The organism is Stenotrophomonas sp. YJH_SMC_122 (assembly GCF_059369535.1).
The window spans coordinates 98,955-114,180 of record NZ_JCAFST010000008.1 but is presented as its reverse complement, the minus strand read 5'-3'; the positions used below and the strand labels follow the sequence as shown (position 1 = coordinate 114,180).

At 66.7% G+C, this 15,226-nt stretch carries 11 protein-coding genes and 1 pseudogene; 7 read left to right on the top strand and 5 right to left on the bottom strand.

What is annotated here, in order from left to right; genetic code table 11:
- Positions 1 to 83 precede the first annotated feature (83 nt).
- Positions 84 to 1,127: pseudogene (locus tag AC5P66_RS12525) on the bottom strand (oxidoreductase).
- A 171-nt stretch (positions 1,128 to 1,298) separates the two neighbouring features.
- Between AC5P66_RS12525 and AC5P66_RS12520 the strand changes: the two are divergent.
- The 4 genes from AC5P66_RS12520 (at position 1,299) to AC5P66_RS12505 (ending at position 5,686) form a co-directional block, all read left to right on the top strand.
- A complete protein-coding gene (locus AC5P66_RS12520; protein WP_049410577.1) occupies positions 1,299 to 1,685 on the top strand; it encodes a BON domain-containing protein in 387 nt (128 codons plus the stop codon).
- Positions 1,686 to 1,915: 230 nt separating this feature from the next.
- Entirely contained in the window at positions 1,916 to 3,733 is a 1,818-nt protein-coding gene (locus AC5P66_RS12515) for a sensor histidine kinase (RefSeq protein ID WP_495216392.1), read from the top strand.
- Complete coding sequence (locus tag AC5P66_RS12510) at positions 3,730 to 4,170, top strand: response regulator (protein ID WP_005411057.1); 441 nt, start codon at positions 3,730 to 3,732, stop codon at positions 4,168 to 4,170. Before AC5P66_RS12515 ends, AC5P66_RS12510 begins: the two co-directional genes overlap by 4 nt.
- Positions 4,171 to 4,174: 4 nt before the next feature.
- Positions 4,175 to 5,686 (top strand): ATP-binding response regulator, encoded by a 1,512-nt coding sequence (locus AC5P66_RS12505; protein WP_049410582.1) that lies wholly within the window; start codon positions 4,175 to 4,177, stop codon positions 5,684 to 5,686.
- A gap of 438 nt (positions 5,687 to 6,124) precedes the next feature.
- On the opposite strand, the gene AC5P66_RS12500 is transcribed toward AC5P66_RS12505, so the two are convergent.
- On the bottom strand, positions 6,125 to 6,868 hold the full coding sequence (locus AC5P66_RS12500; RefSeq protein WP_053505139.1) for a proteasome-type protease: 744 nt from the start codon (positions 6,866 to 6,868) through the stop codon (positions 6,125 to 6,127).
- Between the two features lie 92 nt (positions 6,869 to 6,960).
- Between AC5P66_RS12500 and folK the strand changes: the two genes are divergently transcribed.
- Positions 6,961 to 7,446: a 2-amino-4-hydroxy-6-hydroxymethyldihydropteridine diphosphokinase gene (gene folK, locus AC5P66_RS12495; RefSeq protein WP_049414615.1), complete on the top strand. Its 486-nt coding sequence runs from the start codon at positions 6,961 to 6,963 to the stop codon at positions 7,444 to 7,446.
- 31 nt (positions 7,447 to 7,477) lie between these two features.
- Here folK and AC5P66_RS12490 read toward each other — a convergent pair whose 3' ends face one another.
- A complete protein-coding gene (locus AC5P66_RS12490) occupies positions 7,478 to 8,215 on the bottom strand; it encodes a pteridine reductase (RefSeq protein WP_005419347.1) in 738 nt (245 codons plus the stop codon).
- A 59-nt stretch (positions 8,216 to 8,274) separates the two neighbouring features.
- Between AC5P66_RS12490 and AC5P66_RS12485 the strand changes: the two genes are divergently transcribed.
- Together AC5P66_RS12485 and AC5P66_RS12480 are read left to right on the top strand one after the other, a co-directional pair.
- Positions 8,275 to 9,459, top strand: coding sequence for a class I SAM-dependent methyltransferase (locus tag AC5P66_RS12485; protein ID WP_049440323.1), 1,185 nt, complete (start codon positions 8,275 to 8,277; stop codon positions 9,457 to 9,459).
- Complete coding sequence (locus tag AC5P66_RS12480) at positions 9,456 to 9,848, top strand: VanZ family protein (RefSeq protein WP_099496218.1); 393 nt, start codon at positions 9,456 to 9,458, stop codon at positions 9,846 to 9,848. Before AC5P66_RS12485 ends, AC5P66_RS12480 begins: the two co-directional genes overlap by 4 nt.
- Positions 9,849 to 9,967: 119 nt before the next feature.
- On the opposite strand, the gene AC5P66_RS12475 is transcribed toward AC5P66_RS12480, so the two are convergent.
- Positions 9,968 to 12,325 carry a beta-N-acetylhexosaminidase gene (locus AC5P66_RS12475; RefSeq protein ID WP_099496217.1) on the bottom strand — a complete coding sequence of 786 codons (2,358 nt, stop codon included), beginning with the start codon at positions 12,323 to 12,325 and terminating at the stop codon, positions 9,968 to 9,970.
- Between the two features lie 111 nt (positions 12,326 to 12,436).
- Entirely contained in the window at positions 12,437 to 15,100 is a 2,664-nt protein-coding gene (locus tag AC5P66_RS12470) for a TonB-dependent receptor (protein WP_099496216.1), read from the bottom strand.
- Between the last annotated feature and the right edge of the window lie 126 nt (positions 15,101 to 15,226).

Genomic DNA, 15,226 nt, shown 5'->3' with positions numbered 1-15,226 from the left:
GCAGCCAGTCGAGCATGGCTCGACTCTACAAAAGCCTTCTCCGATCGTTGCCACGTCATCCACGCATGGCGTGGATCTACTGGTCAGTCCAACGCGATCCGCCGCCCTTCGCGCGCGCTGTCCATGCCCGCCTGCAGCAGCCGCATCAACTGCAGTGCCTGCATCGGGCTGACCGTTGCTTCGCCGTCGCCGTGCATCGCCGCCGCGAACTGCGCATACAACCGACGATAGTCGCCGGGCAGGTTGTCGACGGTGCTGCGCAGAACATTGTCTTCTGCATCACAGCGCACCAGTTCGCCATGCCGCGGATCGATGCCTCATCCGGGCGCACCCGGTGCTACGCCGCGGCGCAGCTGGGCCTCCTGCACATCCAGGCCGTACTTGATCCAGCTGGCCTTGCTGCCATGCACGCTGAAGTGCGGGGCAGGGGCAGCCACCAGCGAACCGGCATGCACGATGGCGCGATGCCGCGGGTAGTGCAGTACGGCATGGAAGTAGTCGATGCCGGCGCCACCTTGGCGCTGCATGGCCAGATCCGCATCGATGGCGTCGGGCCAGCCGAACAGCACCAGCATCTGGTCCAGCAGGTGCGGGCCGAGGTCGTACCACAGGCCGCTGCCTGGCACGTCCCGCTCACGCCAACGGTCGCGCACCTGCGGCCGGTAGCGGTCGAAATGCGCATGGCACTCGGCCACCTCGCCCAGCGTGCCTTCGGCCAGCAGCGCCTGCAGCGTGAGGAAGTCGGCATCGAAACGCCGGTTCTGGAACACGGTGGCGATGCGGCCGGCGTCGCGTGCTGCGGCCAGTACCGTTTCCGCCTCGGCCACATCCAGCGCAAAGGGTTTGTCGACCAGCACGTGCTTGCCGGTGGCCAGCGCGGCCATCGCCAGTGGCGCGTGCTGTTCGTTCGGCGTGGCGATCACCACCGCATCCACGGCTGGATCGTCGAACACGTCCTGTGGCGTTGCACGCACGTGTACGTTGCTGAACGTGCGCAGCAACGTGTCGCGCTGCGAGCTGACGATGCTGTGCAGGGCCAGGCCGGGCGTGTGCTGGATCAGCGGCGCATGGAAGACGCGGCCGGCGAGGCCGTAGCCGATCAGGGCCAGGTGCAGGTCGGGGCGCATGGCAGAGCTCCGGCAGGGGGGAAGGGCAGGGTAAACGACGGATGCGGACAGCCCAAAACTGAACCGTTGCCGTTGGAAACGCTTCGATTCACGGCGGCATGACCGCGACGCCACGCCTGCTCTACGTGCGCTTGTCCAGACTGGCAGCACATCCCGAAGGAGAACGACACGATGAGCAATACCACTCGCACGCTGATTGCTTCTGCCCTGACGCTGGGCCTGGCGCTGTCCTCCTCGACCGCATTCGCCAAGGACCCGGCCGCGAAGAGCCCGCCGACCACCAGCGCACATCCGGCTACCCACGCTGATCGCCATGATTCCAACGAACCGGTGACCGACAGCTGGATCACCACCAAGGTGAAGGCTGACCTGCTGACCAGCAGCAACGTCCCGGGCACCGAGATCAAGGTGGAAACGGTGAACGGCGTAGTCAGCCTGAGCGGCACCGTGGCCACCCAGGCCGAGAAGGACAAGGCGGTCACTACCGCCAAGGGCATCAAGGGCGTGACCCGCGTCGATGCCGCCGCATTGAAGGTCAGCGCTGCCGCCAAGCGCTGAATCGGTTGGGCGCCCCCGCGCGGGGCGCCCGCTGACCTTGAGAGCCGAGCCATGCTCGGCTGGAACTCAAGGTAGCCGGGCATGGGCTCGGCCCTACAGGTCTGATTGCCAACCCGTTCAGCCGACCGCGCTGGAAATTCCAGAGTTGTGACCGCCTGCGCTATATTGCCGGTTCCGCCGCAACCGGGCTCGGCCCGGCCAACGCGTCGCGGCAGAGCTGACGAGGGACTATGGCGCTGGTTTTCAGTGACGACATCTGGGACCGCTGGCGGTTGCCGGCCTTGGCGCTGGCCGCCGCCGCGATCATCGTGGTGCCGTGGTTGACCCTGCGCAAACTGCAGCAGGACAGCGAACAAGCGATGGCCTGGGTCAACCACACCCAGGCCGTGGGCGTGGCACTGCAGCAGTTGCAGGCCGATGTGCGCGATGTTGAATCGGCCGCGTTGACCCTGTCCAAGGGCGTGGATGCCCCCGGCCTGCGCGAGCGCATGGCGCGGGCCGATGAAATACCCGGGCGCCTGGCCGAACTGGGCCGGATGACCCGCGACAATCCCGACCAGCTGATCCGCATCGGTCGGATCGAATCGATGCTGGAAGGCCGCATGGCACTTGCCCGCGAGCTGGCCAGGTCCGAACCGAACAGCGACCAGCGCGAGCTGGTGCAAGACCTGAGTACGCGCTATCCCATCCGCGGGCTGGTGGAAGAACTGCAGGCCAGCGAGCAGAAGCTGCTGGCACTGCGCGGCGAGCAGGCGGCGCGTCAACGCAAGCAGACCGAACTGGTGTCGTGGAGTTCGCTGGTGATCCAGCTGGCGCTGCTCGGCCTGGTGCTGTGGCTGCTGCAGCGGCAGATCGGCCGTCGCCTGCATGCGGAGCGGCAGTCGCTGCGCTCGGCTGCACGTGCGGCGTCGGTGCTGCAGACCGTACGCGAACCGATCGTGCTGCTCGACCGCGACCTGCGCGTGCAGCTGCACAATCCAGCATTCGCTGAGCTGTACGGCCTGCAGGACGAGCGCGCCGACGGCCTGTTGCTGGAAAACGTTGGCGACAACGCATGGCAGGATCCGGTGGTCCGACAGCGCCTGGCCGACGTACTGTCGCGCGGTCGCGAACTGTGGGACTTCGAGCACGAGCAGCGCACCGTCGACGGCATGGTGCGCTACATGCTGCTCAACGCGCGGCGCATGCCGCTGCCCGACACCGATGACGAGGTGGTGCTGCTGACCATCAGCGACGTCACCATGCAGCGCGCAGTGCAGCTGCGCGTCGAAGACCTGAACCGCCAGCTGGAAGGCAAGGTTGCGCAGGTATCCGAGGTCAACCGCGAGCTGGAGGCCTTCAGCTATTCGGTCTCGCATGACCTGCGCGCACCGCTGCGCCACGTGGCCGGATTCTCCGACAAGCTGTCGCGCCACCTCGGCGATCAGGCCGATGACAAGAGCCTCCACTATCTGGACGTGATTTCCAGTTCGGCCCGGCGCATGGCAGCGTTGATCGATGACCTGCTGGTCTACTCGCGCCTTGGCCGCGCGGCGATGCGGCAGCAGGCGGTGGACATGCAGTCGCTGGTGGCCGACACCCGGGCCATGCTCGATTCCAACCTGCAGGCCGAGGCCGAGAACAGCGGCCATGCGCACCAGGTGGAGTGGAGCATCGCGCCGCTGCCGATCGTGGTGGGCGACGAGAACATGATCCGCCAGGTCTGGCTCAACCTGCTCGGCAACGCAGTGAAGTACTCGGGCAACCGCGAGCCGGCGAAGATCCGCGTTGACTACCAGCAGCAGCCCGACGGCGGCCATCAGTTCACGGTCAGCGACAATGGTGCAGGCTTTGACATGGCCTACGCCGGCAAGCTGTTCGGTGTGTTCCAGCGCCTGCACAAGGCCAGTGACTACCCGGGGACCGGCATTGGCCTGGCCAGCGTGCGCCGCGTGCTGACCCGCCATGGTGGCCGTATCTGGGCCGAGGCCGAACCGGACGTCGGCGCCACCTTCCACTTCTACCTGCCCCCCGCGACCGACGCGGACAAACAAGGTCCATCTGCATGACGACTCTGCGCACCATCCTTCTCGCTGAAGACAGCCCGGCGGACGCCGAAATGGCGATCGACGCCCTGGAAGAAGCGCGTCTGGCCAATCCCATTGTGCACGTCGAGGACGGCGTGGAAGTGATGGACTACCTGCTGCGTCGCGGTGCCTTCGCCAACCGCGAGGAAGGCCTGCCGGCGGTGCTGCTGCTGGACATCAAGATGCCGCGCATGGATGGCCTGGAAGTGCTGCGGCAGATCCGCGAGCACGAAGAACTCAAGCGCCTGCCGGTGGTGATCCTGTCGTCCTCGCGCGAGGAAAGCGACCTGGCCCGCAGCTGGGACATGGGCGTGAACGCCTACGTGGTCAAGCCGGTGGACGTGGACCAGTTCTTCGGCGCGGTGCAGACCCTGGGCAAGTTCTGGGCGTTGATCAACCAGGCACCGGAACTCGAGTGAGCCCATGCCCCTGACCGGTCCCGCCCTGGGGGCGCTGCGCATCCTGCTGGTGGAAGACTCACCGGAAGATGCCGAGCTGATGTCCGAACAGATGCTCGACGCGGGCCTGGAGGCCCGCTTCGAGCGTGTCGAGAGCGAGGCGGAACTGCGCCAGGCGCTGGCTGTGTTCCAGCCGGACATCGTGCTGTCCGACCTGAGCATGCCGGGGTTCTCCGGTGACGACGCGCTGCGCATCGTGCGCGAGACCTCGCCGGAGGTGCCCTTCATCTTCGTCTCCGGCACGATGGGTGAGGAGAATGCGGTGGCGGCGCTGCAGAAAGGCGCCAACGACTACATCATCAAGCACCAGCCTGCGCGCCTGCCGTCGGCGGTGGCGCGTGCGATCCGCGATGCACGTAGTGCGGTCGAGCGCGCGCGGGTGGAAACCGAACTGATGCGCGCGCAGCGGCTGGAAAGCCTGTCGCTGCTCGCCGCCGGGCTCAGCCACGACCTGCGCAACATCCTGCAGCCGTTGCTGATCATGCCGGACCTGCTGAAGGCCCGTACCGAGGATCCGCAGCTGCACCACCTGGCCGACGTCATCGCCGAGTGTGGCCGCCGCGGCCATGAGATGGCCGAGTCGATGCTGTCGTTCGTGCGTGGTTCGCGCAAGCCGAGCGAGCGCATCGAGATCGACGGCCTGTTCGATGCGGTGGCGCTGCTGTTGCGCAGCAACGTGCCCGATGCCGTGCGCCTGGAACTGCAGGTGCAGGACGAAGGCTTGGCGGTCGACGCCAACTACACCGAACTGCAGCAGGTAATGCTGAACCTGGCGCTCAACGCAATCCAGGCGATGCCGAATGGTGGCCGCCTGAGCCTGACCGCCAGCCATGCCGGGCAGCGCGATGGCGTGGACTGGATGCGCATCTGCGTGGCCGATGAAGGCATCGGCATGGATGCGGATACGCTGTCGCACCTGTTCAATCCGTTCTTCACCACCAAGGCCGATGGCACCGGCCTGGGCCTGATTTCCTGCAAGCGCATCGTCGAAGGCGCCGGCGGCAGCATCCATGTCAGCAGCCAACCGGGGCAGGGCACCTGCTTCGAGCTGCGCTTGCCGATGCACGAAGCCAGCGACGGCAGCGAGCCGATCGAGCAGCTGGTGGCCCTGGGCAGCGGCCAGTCGATCCTGGTGGTCGACGGCGAAGCCACGCGCCTGTCGCTGCTCGGCAACGCGCTGTCCAGCCAGGGGTATCAGCTGCAGCTGGCCTCCGATGGCCCGGCGGCGCTGCGCTGGATGCAGCAGGAGGCGATGCCGGCGCTGGTGATTGCCGACGCCGGCTCAAAGCTGCTGCCGGCCAGCCAGCTGCTGGGCGAGATGGCCGCGCTGGGCTATCGCGGCCCGGCGCTGGTGCTGGAGGACGCGGCGGTGGCGGTGCCTGCCGATGCCTTCCCGGCCGGCGTGGAGGTGCATGTGCTGCGCAAGCCGCTGCAGATGCAGCAGGTGTTCCGCGCGGTGGCCGAAGCGCTGGGCTGATCTCGCGGTAGTGCCGGCCGCTGGCCGGCATCCCGTGCGGTGGGATCAATGCGCTTGCCGGCCAGCGGCCGGCACTACCGGTCCAGGGTTTTCCAGGGGAAGCGTGGCAGGGCGTCCACCGCCTGTTCCAGCCGCAGCAGATGAATCTGGTCTTCCGCGCGGTGGCCGAAGCGCTGGGCTGATGTCGCGGTAGTGCCGGCCGCTGGCCGGCATCCCGTGCGGTGGAATCAATGCGGTTGCCGGCCAGCGGCCGGCACTACCGGTCCAGGGTTTCCCAAGGGAAGCGCGGCAGGGCGTCCACCGCCTGTTCCAGCCGCAGCAGATGAATCTGGTCTTCCGCGCGGTGGCCGAAGCGCTGGGCTGATCTCGCGGTAGTGCCGGCCGCTGGCCGGCATCCCGTGCGGTGGGGTCAATGCGGTTGCCGGCCAGCGGCCGGCACTACCGGTCCAGGGTTTCCCAGGGGAAGCGCGGCAGGGCGTCTACCGCCTGTTCCAGCCGCCGCGACCAGTTCTGGTGGATGTCGGCATACAGCGTGGAATCCGCGCCCAGCCGCAGCTGCTGGCCGATGCGCAGTTCGCCGTCGCGCAGCAGCGCCAGATCGATCGGCAGGCCCACCGACAGATTGGAGCGGATGGTGGAATCGAGCGACACGATCGCCGTACGCGCTGCATCCTCCAAATGCGTGGCCGGGCTGAGGATACGGTCGAGGATCGGCTTGCCGTACTTGGACTCGCCGATCTGCAGGTAGGGCGTCTCCGGCGAGGCGGCAATGGCGTTGCCGAGCGGGTAGATCATGTACAGCCCGGGCCGCTCGCCGGCGATCTGGCCGCCGAAGATCAGCGTGGCCTGGGTGTTGACCCCGTCATGGCCGTGTTCGCTGTGGCTGCTGTGCACCTGGCTGTCCACCAGCAGCTGACCCACATACGCGGCGGCTTCGAACAGGTGGGTCATGTCGCGCAGGTTGGGCACGCGCCGCTCTGCGGCGTCGCGGCCCAGGCGCGACACCAGCAGCTGGGTGGTGGCCAGGTTGCCAGCCGCCATCAGCACGTAGGCTGCCTGGCCGGGATACTCGAACACGTGCAGCTTGCGATGCACGCGCACATCGTCCAGCGAGGCATTGGTCCGGGTGTCGGCAGCGAAGACCAGGCCCTCGTCCACCTCGATTCCAACGCAATAGGTCATGTCGGTGCCCTATCATGTGCGTCCCGGATTGTAGGCAGGCCGCCGTGACGACGGCATGTCCACGCCTCCCCAAGTGCCGTCACCTGAACCGCATGACCACCGTGCTCCTGAGCCTGGGCAGCAACGTCCAGCCCCGCCGCTACCTCCACGCCGCGGTGACGGCCCTGCGCGAGCGCTTCGGCGCGCTGCAGGTCTCGCCGGCCTACCGTACCGCCGCGGTCGGCTTCGACGGCCCGGCCTTCCTCAACAACGCGGTGGCGATCGAGACTGACTTGCCGCTGCAGGAACTGGACGACTGGCTGCATGCGCTGGAAGACGCGCACGGCCGCGACCGTAGCGGGCCGCGCTTCTCCGACCGGACCCTGGATATCGACGTGGTGTTCTACGGCGACCTGGTGGTGGAAGGCCCCGGCCACCTGCGCATTCCCCGTCCCGAACTGAAGCATGCCTTCGTGCTGAAGCCGCTGGCCGACATCGCGCCGGACTTCATCGATCCGGTCAGCAGGCTGGACCTGGCCACGCTGTGGCGCGCGCACGCGCAGTTTGGCGAGGCGTTCGAGGTGGTTGACCTGGAATGATGGCGGTTGCCGGCCAGCGGCCGGCACTACCTCAACTGACCGTGCGACCGCCATCCACGCGCAGGGTATGGCCGGTCACGAAGCTGGCTTCGGCCACCAGCCAGTACACCGCTTCGGCAATCTCCTCGACCGTACCGATCCGCGCCAGCGGCGTGCGCGCCAGCAGGGCCTCGCGGGCGAAATCGTCCTTGCCCTGTTCCGGCCACAGGATCGCGCCGGGCGCCACCGCATTGACCCGCACCTTCGGCGCCAGCTCCAGCGCCAACGAACGGGTGGCCATCTCCAGCGCGGCCTTGGCCATGGTGTAGGCGATGTGGTCGCGCATCGGATCGGTGCCGTGCAGGTCGGTGAGGTTGACGATGCAGCCCTGCTGGCGGCGCAGGTAGGGTGCCGCCGCCTGCGACAGCAACAGCGGCGCGCGCGCATTGACCGCATACAGCTCGTCCATCGCCTCGGCGGTGACCTGGCCGAGCGGGGTGGCATAGAAGTTGGAGGCGTTGTTGACCAGCGCGTCCAGGCGTCCGAAGTGGGTAACGGCCTGTTCCACCAGGTCGGGCAGGGCGTCGGCGTCACGCAGGTCGGCCTGCAGCGCAAGCACGCTGCCCGGCCGCACATTGTCGAAATCGAACGCGGCCTGCTGCAGTTCGGCGCTGGAGGTGTTGGCATGCAGTACCACCGACCAGCCACAGGCGTGGAACTGGCGGGCGATGGCCGCACCGATCCGGCGCGCGCTGCCGGTGATCAGGACCACGGGGTGGGTATCGCTCATCGAGGGTCCTCCAAGGCTCGGCTATCCTGTGCACCATTGTCACCGCATTCGAAGACGCCATGCAGCCCACCTTCCCCCTGCCCGAAGCCGATGCCCTGGCCCACAGCGACCAGCTGGCGGCCGCCCTGCGCGCCGAAATCCTTGCGCAGGGCGGGGCGATGCCGTTTTCCCGCTTCATGGAACTGTGCCTGTATGCCCCCGGCTGGGGCTATTACAGCGCCGGCGCCAGCAAGTTCGGTGGCAGCGGCGACTTCACTACCGCACCCGAGCTCGGCAGCCTGTTCGCCGGCAGCGTGGCCAATGCGCTGGCGCCGGTGTTCGCCCAGCTCGGCGCGCAGGCGCGCATGCTGGAGCTGGGGGGCGGCACCGGCGCCTTCGCCGAGGCCGTGCTGCTGCGCCTGGCCGAACTGGATGCGCTGCCGTCGCGCTATGCCATCCTCGAACCGAGTGCCGATCTGCGCGAGCGCCAGCAGCAGCGCCTGCAGCAGAACCTGCCGGCCGAGCTGGCCGTGCGCGTGGAGTGGATCGACCGTCCGTTCGAAGAGGACTGGGAGGGCGTGGTGTTCGCCAACGAGGTGATCGACGCGCTGCCGACCCCGCGCTTCCTGATCCGGGACGGCGAGGTCTACGAGGAAACCGTCGAGCTTGATGGCGAAGGCAACTTCATCCGTGGCGCGCAGCCGGCTGACATCCTGCTCAACGGTGCGGTGCGCCACATCGAGCGCTACCTGGAAAAGCCCTTTGCCGACGGTTACCGCTCCGAGGTGCTGCCGCAGCTGCCGTACTGGCTGCAGGCAGTGGCTGGCGGCCTGCAGCGCGGCGCGATGCTGTTCGTCGACTACGGCTACAGCCGCAGCGAGTTCTACCAGCACGACCGTGATGATGGCACGGTGCGCGCGTTCTACCGCCACCACGTGCACAACGACGTGCACCGTTGGCCGGGCTTGCAGGACATCACCGCGTCGGTGGATTTCACCGCGATGGCCGAGGCGGGCATGCACGGTGGTTTCGAGCTGGCCGGGTACTGCAGTCAGGCCAGTTTCCTGCTCGGCAACGGCCTGGACCAGGTGCTGCTGCTGGCCGAAGAGCGTACGGATGAGGTCGGCCGCATCCAGCTGCGTGACCAGGTGAAGAAGCTGACCCTGCCGACCGAGATGGGGGAGCGCTTCCAGGCGATCGGCCTGCAGCGCGGCGTCGACTTCGAGCCCGCCTTCGAGCTGGGTGACCTGAGCTGGCGCCTGTGAGCGATGCGCTGCCGCTGATCAAGCCGCTGCGGCGGCCGCGGCTGTGGACCGCGCTTTGGACATTGGCGGTGGTGCTGGTGATCGTGGCCTGCCTGATCCCGCCGCCGCCGATCGCGCTGCCGGAAAACGACGACAAGGGCGAACACTTCCTCGCTTACTTCATTCTGGCCAGCAGCGCAGTACAGCTGTTCCGGCCGGGGCGCTCGCTGCTGTGGGTGGGCGTGGGGCTGGTGCTGATGGGCATCGGCATCGAGTTCGCCCAGGGCGCGCTGACCCGCAACCGCATGGCTGATCCGATGGATGCGCTCGCCAACACGATCGGTGTGCTGGCCGGCATGGGCATCGCGTACACACCGCTGCGCGATCTGCTGCTGCGCTGGCGGGGATAAGGTTTCCTGTAGAGCCGAGCCCATGCTCGGCTTCCTCCCGAAAGGCAGCCGAGCATGGGCTCGGCTCTACAGTAGATCCACGCCATGCGTGGATGGATTGCGCCAGGACAGGCTTGTGGTTACTTCCCCAGCGTGACCTCATCCAGCACCCACATCGCCGGGCGTGTATCGCCGGTGAAGTTGATGCACAGGTCACCCGTGCCCTGCGTACCCTTCGGCAGCGCCGCACGCAGGGTCACGAAGCCATCGGCATCCGGCTTGGCCGGCAGCGGCACTTCGGCCAGCACCTTGCCGCTGCAGTCGCCACGGCGTACCTGCATCTCGCCATGCGCGCGCTTGGCCTTTTCGTAGCGACGCTTGGGTTCGTCGTGGGCCAGCTGGAAGTAGTACGGAATACGCCCCGCGCGGACTTCCACACTGCCGATGCCGTCAAGCTGTACCTGCGGCCAGCGCCAGCAGGGCTGGAAAATGTCGACGTTGAACACCGCACGCGTTCCCTCGCGCGGGCCATCGTCTTCCAGGCGCAGCACCAGACCCTTCTTGCCCACGCAGCTGAGCAGTTCATCGCTGCGGCGGCTGAGCAGCGATTGTGCGCTGAACGCCGCGACCGTCGGCTTCGCCGCCAGCATCTGGCCCTGGTAGAACGCGGCGGCCTGCACGGTAGCGGGCAGCTGCGCGGTCAGCGGCTGCTGGTACAGCGGCGACTGCGCCGTCACCGGCTGGCCATCGGTGCTGTAGCGCACCTCATAGCCCAGCGGGTTGACCAGCGACACGGTCACGGAGTTCTTCGCGCGATCGTCGGTGTAGTCCACGCCCACTTCGAACGGGGTCTGCGCGTAGGCCAGACCCCAGGCGCGGTAGCGTTGCAGCTGCGCGGGCAGGCGCGCGAGGAAATCGCGGAAGTCGCGATGTTCCGGCGTGCTCCAGCCGGTCTCGGCCACTGCGGCCAGGCGCGGGAACAGGTTGTGCTGCAGGCGCGCGTAGGTGCGCGTGTGTTCGGTGAACATGTTGGCCTGCAGGCCGAGAATGTGCTGGCGCTTGTCATCGGCCAGCTCGGCCGGCACGGGCTCGAAGTTGTACAGCTTGCCGAGGTTGACCTGGGTCGGGCGGCCGGGAGGTTCATTCGGCGAGGCCGTCTGCAGGTAGTCCAGGTACAGGTAGCCCACCGGCGACATGACCACGTCATGGCCGGCACGGGCCGCGGCCAGGCCACCTTCGGTGCCCTGCCACGACATCACCGTGGCCTGTGGCGGCAACCCACCTTCGAGGATCTCATCCCAGCCGATCAGGCGCCGGTCGTGTTCCTCCAGGAAGGTCTCCAGGCGCTTGATGATGTGGCTCTGCATGGCCATTTCATCCTTGATGCCCAGCGCACGCATGCGCTGCTGGACCTGCCTGGAGGCTTCCCACTGGTCCTTGACCGCCTCGTCGCCGCCGACGTGCACGTACTTGGCCGGGAACAGCGCAATCACCTCTTCCAGCACGTTTTCGAGGAAGGTGACAGTGCTGTCTTCGACGTTGAACAGGTTCGGGAATACGCCCCATTCGCTGATCGGCTTCAGCGGGGTATTGATCGAACCCAGTTCCGGGTACGCGGCAATCGCTGCGGTCGCGTGCCCCGGCACATCGATTTCCGGAATCACCTGGATATGCAGCTTTGCGGCATAGGCAATCACTTCGCGGATCTGCTCCTGCGTGTAGAAGCCGCAATACGGATGCTCCTGGCCAGTGACCGGGTCGGCGCCGCCATCACCGGCCGGCAGGCGGCAGCTGCCCACGTCGGTCAGCTTCGGGTAGCGCTTGATCTCCATGCGCCAGCCCTGGTCGTCGGTCAGGTGCCAGTGGAAGGTATTGAGTTTGTGCGCGGCCATGGCATCGAGCACGCGCTTGATCTCGTCCAGGCTCTGGAAATGCCGCGCCGAGTCGAGCATGAAACCGCGCCAGCTGAAGCGTGGCGCGTCCTGGATCTGCACCGCTGGCAGCACGCCGTTGCTGCCGCCGGTGGCGAGCTGGGCGAGGGTGGTTGCGCCATAGAACAGGCCGGTTTCGTTGCCGGCCTGTACCACTACGCCCTGTGCGGTGCTTTCCAGCGTGTAGCTCTCACCGCTGTCGCGGAAGGTCGGGATGATCTCGAAGCGGATGCTGCCCGACTTGCCTGCCGCCTTGCCCTGGGCAGGCGTAAGGCGCGGACCGCCGCTGCGCGCCAGCAGGTCGGCGAACTGGGTGGCGACCCGCTGCGCGGCTTCGCCTTCGGCCTGCAGCGCGGTATCGGCGCGTACGGTGATGCCGCTGCCCTGGCCGCGCTGCACCGTGGCCGGGGCGGGAATCAGCATCAGGCTGCCGGCACGCAGCTGCGGGCCGGGTGCCTCAGCGGCCGGCGTGGGGTCGGCGGCAAGTGCCGGCAGTGCCGGCAACATCGCGAGCAGGCTGCCCAGCAGCAGTGCGCTGCGCATCCGGGCGCGGGAAGGCTTGACCATCGGTACGACTCCTTGGAACGGTGCGATGAACGCTATACATGAAAAACGCCGGGCCCGGAATGACCCAGGCCCGGCGTGCGTGCACGACTCGGCGATGTTGCTGCCGCTGGATCAGTACTTGAAGCGGAAGTTGAGGTAGTACTGGCGACCGTTGCTGTAGAACGAGGTCGGGATGGCCGCGGTCTGGTAGTACTTGTAGGTCGGGTTGTTGAGGTTCAGGCCATCCAGGCTGATGCTCAGCCAATCGGTGGCCTTGTAGCTCAGCGATGCCGACAGCGTGCCGAAGTCATCCTGGTAGTACGGATTGGTACCGGACAGGCTGATCAGGAACGAGGAACGGCGGGTGTAGCTGACCCGGGCACCGAAGCGCTCGTTCTCGAAGTAGGCACCCACGTTGTAGGTGTTCTTCGAGGTGCCCAGCAGGTTGTGCGAGCCATCCGACCAGGTATGCGAGGTGGTGCCGTTGGCGTAGGTGTAGTTGGCATTGATGCCGAAGTACTCGCCGATCGGCTGCTCGTACGCCACTTCCACGCCGGTGACCTTGCCGTCGGCATTGATCGGGGTGGAGATCTGGTAGGTCTCAAGCTGGTTGGTCAGTTCGCTGTACAGCTGGCGCGAGACCACGTCGAAGGCGATGTAGTCCTTCAGCTTCATGTGGTACGCGCCCACCGACAGCAGACCGCGCGGCATGAAGTACCACTCCAGGTTGGCGTCCAGGTTGGTCGACAGGGTCGGCTTGAGGTTCGGATTGCCACCGCCGCCGGTGCGGTTCAGGTCCGAACCGTACGAGGAGGCACCCAGTGCCGAGTAGTCCGGCAGGGTCTGGGTCTGCGAGGCGGCGACGCGCAGCACCAGCGAGTCGTCCAGGTCGAACTTGATGTTGGCGCTGGGCAGAACACGGTTGCGCTTGTTCTGGAAGGCCAGGCGCTCCCACATGCCGAACAGGCTGCTGACATCGGCATCTGCGGCCTTGCTGACGGCGTTGTAGGTGTCGATGTCCTGCTTGATGTTGACGTAGCGCAGGCCGACGTTGCCGCTCCACCAGTCGCCGCGGAAGTTGGCCTGCACGTAGCCGGCGAAGTTCTTTTCCTTCACCTTCCACTCGGCGCCGTAGTTGTGGCGACCGGTCGGGCCATCATTGCCGGCCAGCCAGGTGGAGTTGTTGGTCACCGCGTCCTTCAGCGCGCCCGGGGTGAAGTACCAGAGGTTGCGCGGGAAGGTGCCGCCGATGTCACCGGCAAAGCCGCTGGGATAGTTGGCCGTCGCGCCGTTCTTCAGCGCGCTCCAGATGTCACCCGGCGTTGCGCCTTCCGGCGACAGTGCTTCGCGCTTGTGGTCGGCGAAACGCAGGCCGAAGTCGATCGAGCTCAGCACGCCGCCATCGTTGAAGTACTGGTTGAAGTCGAGCGTGGCCCACTTCTCCTTGTCTTCAGCGGTGACCTGCTGGTTGCCCCAGGTGCCGAAGCTGGTCACGCCGTTGGGCGAGATGTCGCCGCCTACGTTCCAGTCGATCGGCGAGCCATTGCCGTGGGTGGCCCAGCTGGCGCCACCGCCGCCGGCCAGGGTCACTTCGGCGATGTACTGGCGCGGCGTCTCACCGGTGCCCTTGGTGCTGCCGGCCTGGAACGTGGCGGTCAGGCTGTCGCTGATCTGCCAGTCGGCATCGAAGGTGACATAGCTCGACTTGGCCTTCGACTCGCGGTAGATCATGTCGTACACCGCGTAGTTGGTGCCCGGCACGCCTGCATAGGTGGCGTTGGTCAGCACGCCGTCCTTGACCACATAGCCCGGATTGGGCGCCTGCGACTTGGCGAAGTTGTTGCCGAACATCATGAAGTTGCGGTTGTAGTTGTTCGCCTTCAGTTCGGAGCTGAAACCGTTCAGGCCCAGGGTGAGGCTGTCACTCGGCTTGAACTGCAGCGAGACCAGGCCGCCCTTGCGCTCGCGGGTCTGTTCGAACAGGGTCGAACCCAGCAGGCCCGGAACGTTGACGCCGATCAGGTCCGGATTGGTGCTGGCGACCGGATCGTTTGCGCCGATCTTGAAGAAGCCACCCGGGATTTCCTGAGCTTCACGGCGCAGTTCGCGCTTCTGGCTGAAGCCCTGCACCATCACGCCGAAGGTGCCTTCGTCGTTCTTGTAATTGAACAATGCCGAGTACTGCGGATCGGTCGATTTGGCCAGGTCCGAACGCACCGCACCGATGGAGCCTTCCGCGGTGAACGGCTTGGAGAACTCCAGCGGCTTGCGGGTGATGATGTTGACGGTGCCGGTGGTGCCGCCGTCCTGCAGCTTGGCCTGCGAGGACTTGTTCACTTCCACCGAGCTGACCAGTTCCGACGGCAGCAGCGAGTAGCTGACGCTGCGGCCGACGTTGTTGCCCTGGCTGAGCACGAACCAGTCGGCCGAGCCGACGGTGTGACCGTTGATCAGGGTCTGGGTCAGGCTCGGGCTGGTGCCGCGCAGGCTGACACGGTCGGCTTCATCGAAGCCGCCCTCGTCGGCGCTGGACGAGCTGATGTTGACGCCCGGCAGGCGCTGCAGGGTATCGGCAACGTTGTGCGCGGGCAGCTTGCCCACGTCTTCGGCGGTGACCACTTCCACGCGCGCATTGGCTTCGCGCTTGGTGTCCAGCGATTTTTCCATCGAGCCACGGATGCCGGTAACGGTCACGGTGTCCAGATCGGTGGCGGTCGGGGCCGCCTGCTGCGCGTGCGCACTGAAGGCGATGCAGCTGACGATGGCGGCCGAAAGCAGGGTCTTGCGGGTGTTCATGATGTCTCTCCTCATCACTCGATTGGGTGCCGGCGGCGGTGTTCGGTTACGGTTGCGATGACATGCGCGGGGCGGCGGCGAAGTCCCGTGCGTTGGCGTGCCACGTACTGCGTGCTGCGATTGCGT

Bases quoted from the DNA above. Each gene is read 5' to 3' on its own strand.
- AC5P66_RS12520 (WP_049410577.1), top strand. From the start codon at position 1,299: ATGAGCAATACCACTCGCACGCTGATTGCTTCTGCCCTGACGCTGGGC.
- AC5P66_RS12515 (WP_495216392.1), top strand. From the start codon at position 1,916: ATGGCGCTGGTTTTCAGTGACGACATCTGGGACCGCTGGCGGTTGCCG.
- AC5P66_RS12510 (WP_005411057.1), top strand. From the start codon at position 3,730: ATGACGACTCTGCGCACCATCCTTCTCGCTGAAGACAGCCCGGCGGAC.
- AC5P66_RS12505 (WP_049410582.1), top strand. From the start codon at position 4,175: ATGCCCCTGACCGGTCCCGCCCTGGGGGCGCTGCGCATCCTGCTGGTG.
- AC5P66_RS12500 (WP_053505139.1), bottom strand. From the start codon at position 6,868: ATGACCTATTGCGTTGGAATCGAGGTGGACGAGGGCCTGGTCTTCGCT.
- folK (WP_049414615.1), top strand. From the start codon at position 6,961: ATGACCACCGTGCTCCTGAGCCTGGGCAGCAACGTCCAGCCCCGCCGC.
- AC5P66_RS12490 (WP_005419347.1), bottom strand. From the start codon at position 8,215: ATGAGCGATACCCACCCCGTGGTCCTGATCACCGGCAGCGCGCGCCGG.
- AC5P66_RS12485 (WP_049440323.1), top strand. From the start codon at position 8,275: ATGCAGCCCACCTTCCCCCTGCCCGAAGCCGATGCCCTGGCCCACAGC.
- AC5P66_RS12475 (WP_099496217.1), bottom strand. From the start codon at position 12,325: ATGGTCAAGCCTTCCCGCGCCCGGATGCGCAGCGCACTGCTGCTGGGC.
- AC5P66_RS12470 (WP_099496216.1), bottom strand. From the start codon at position 15,100: ATGAACACCCGCAAGACCCTGCTTTCGGCCGCCATCGTCAGCTGCATC.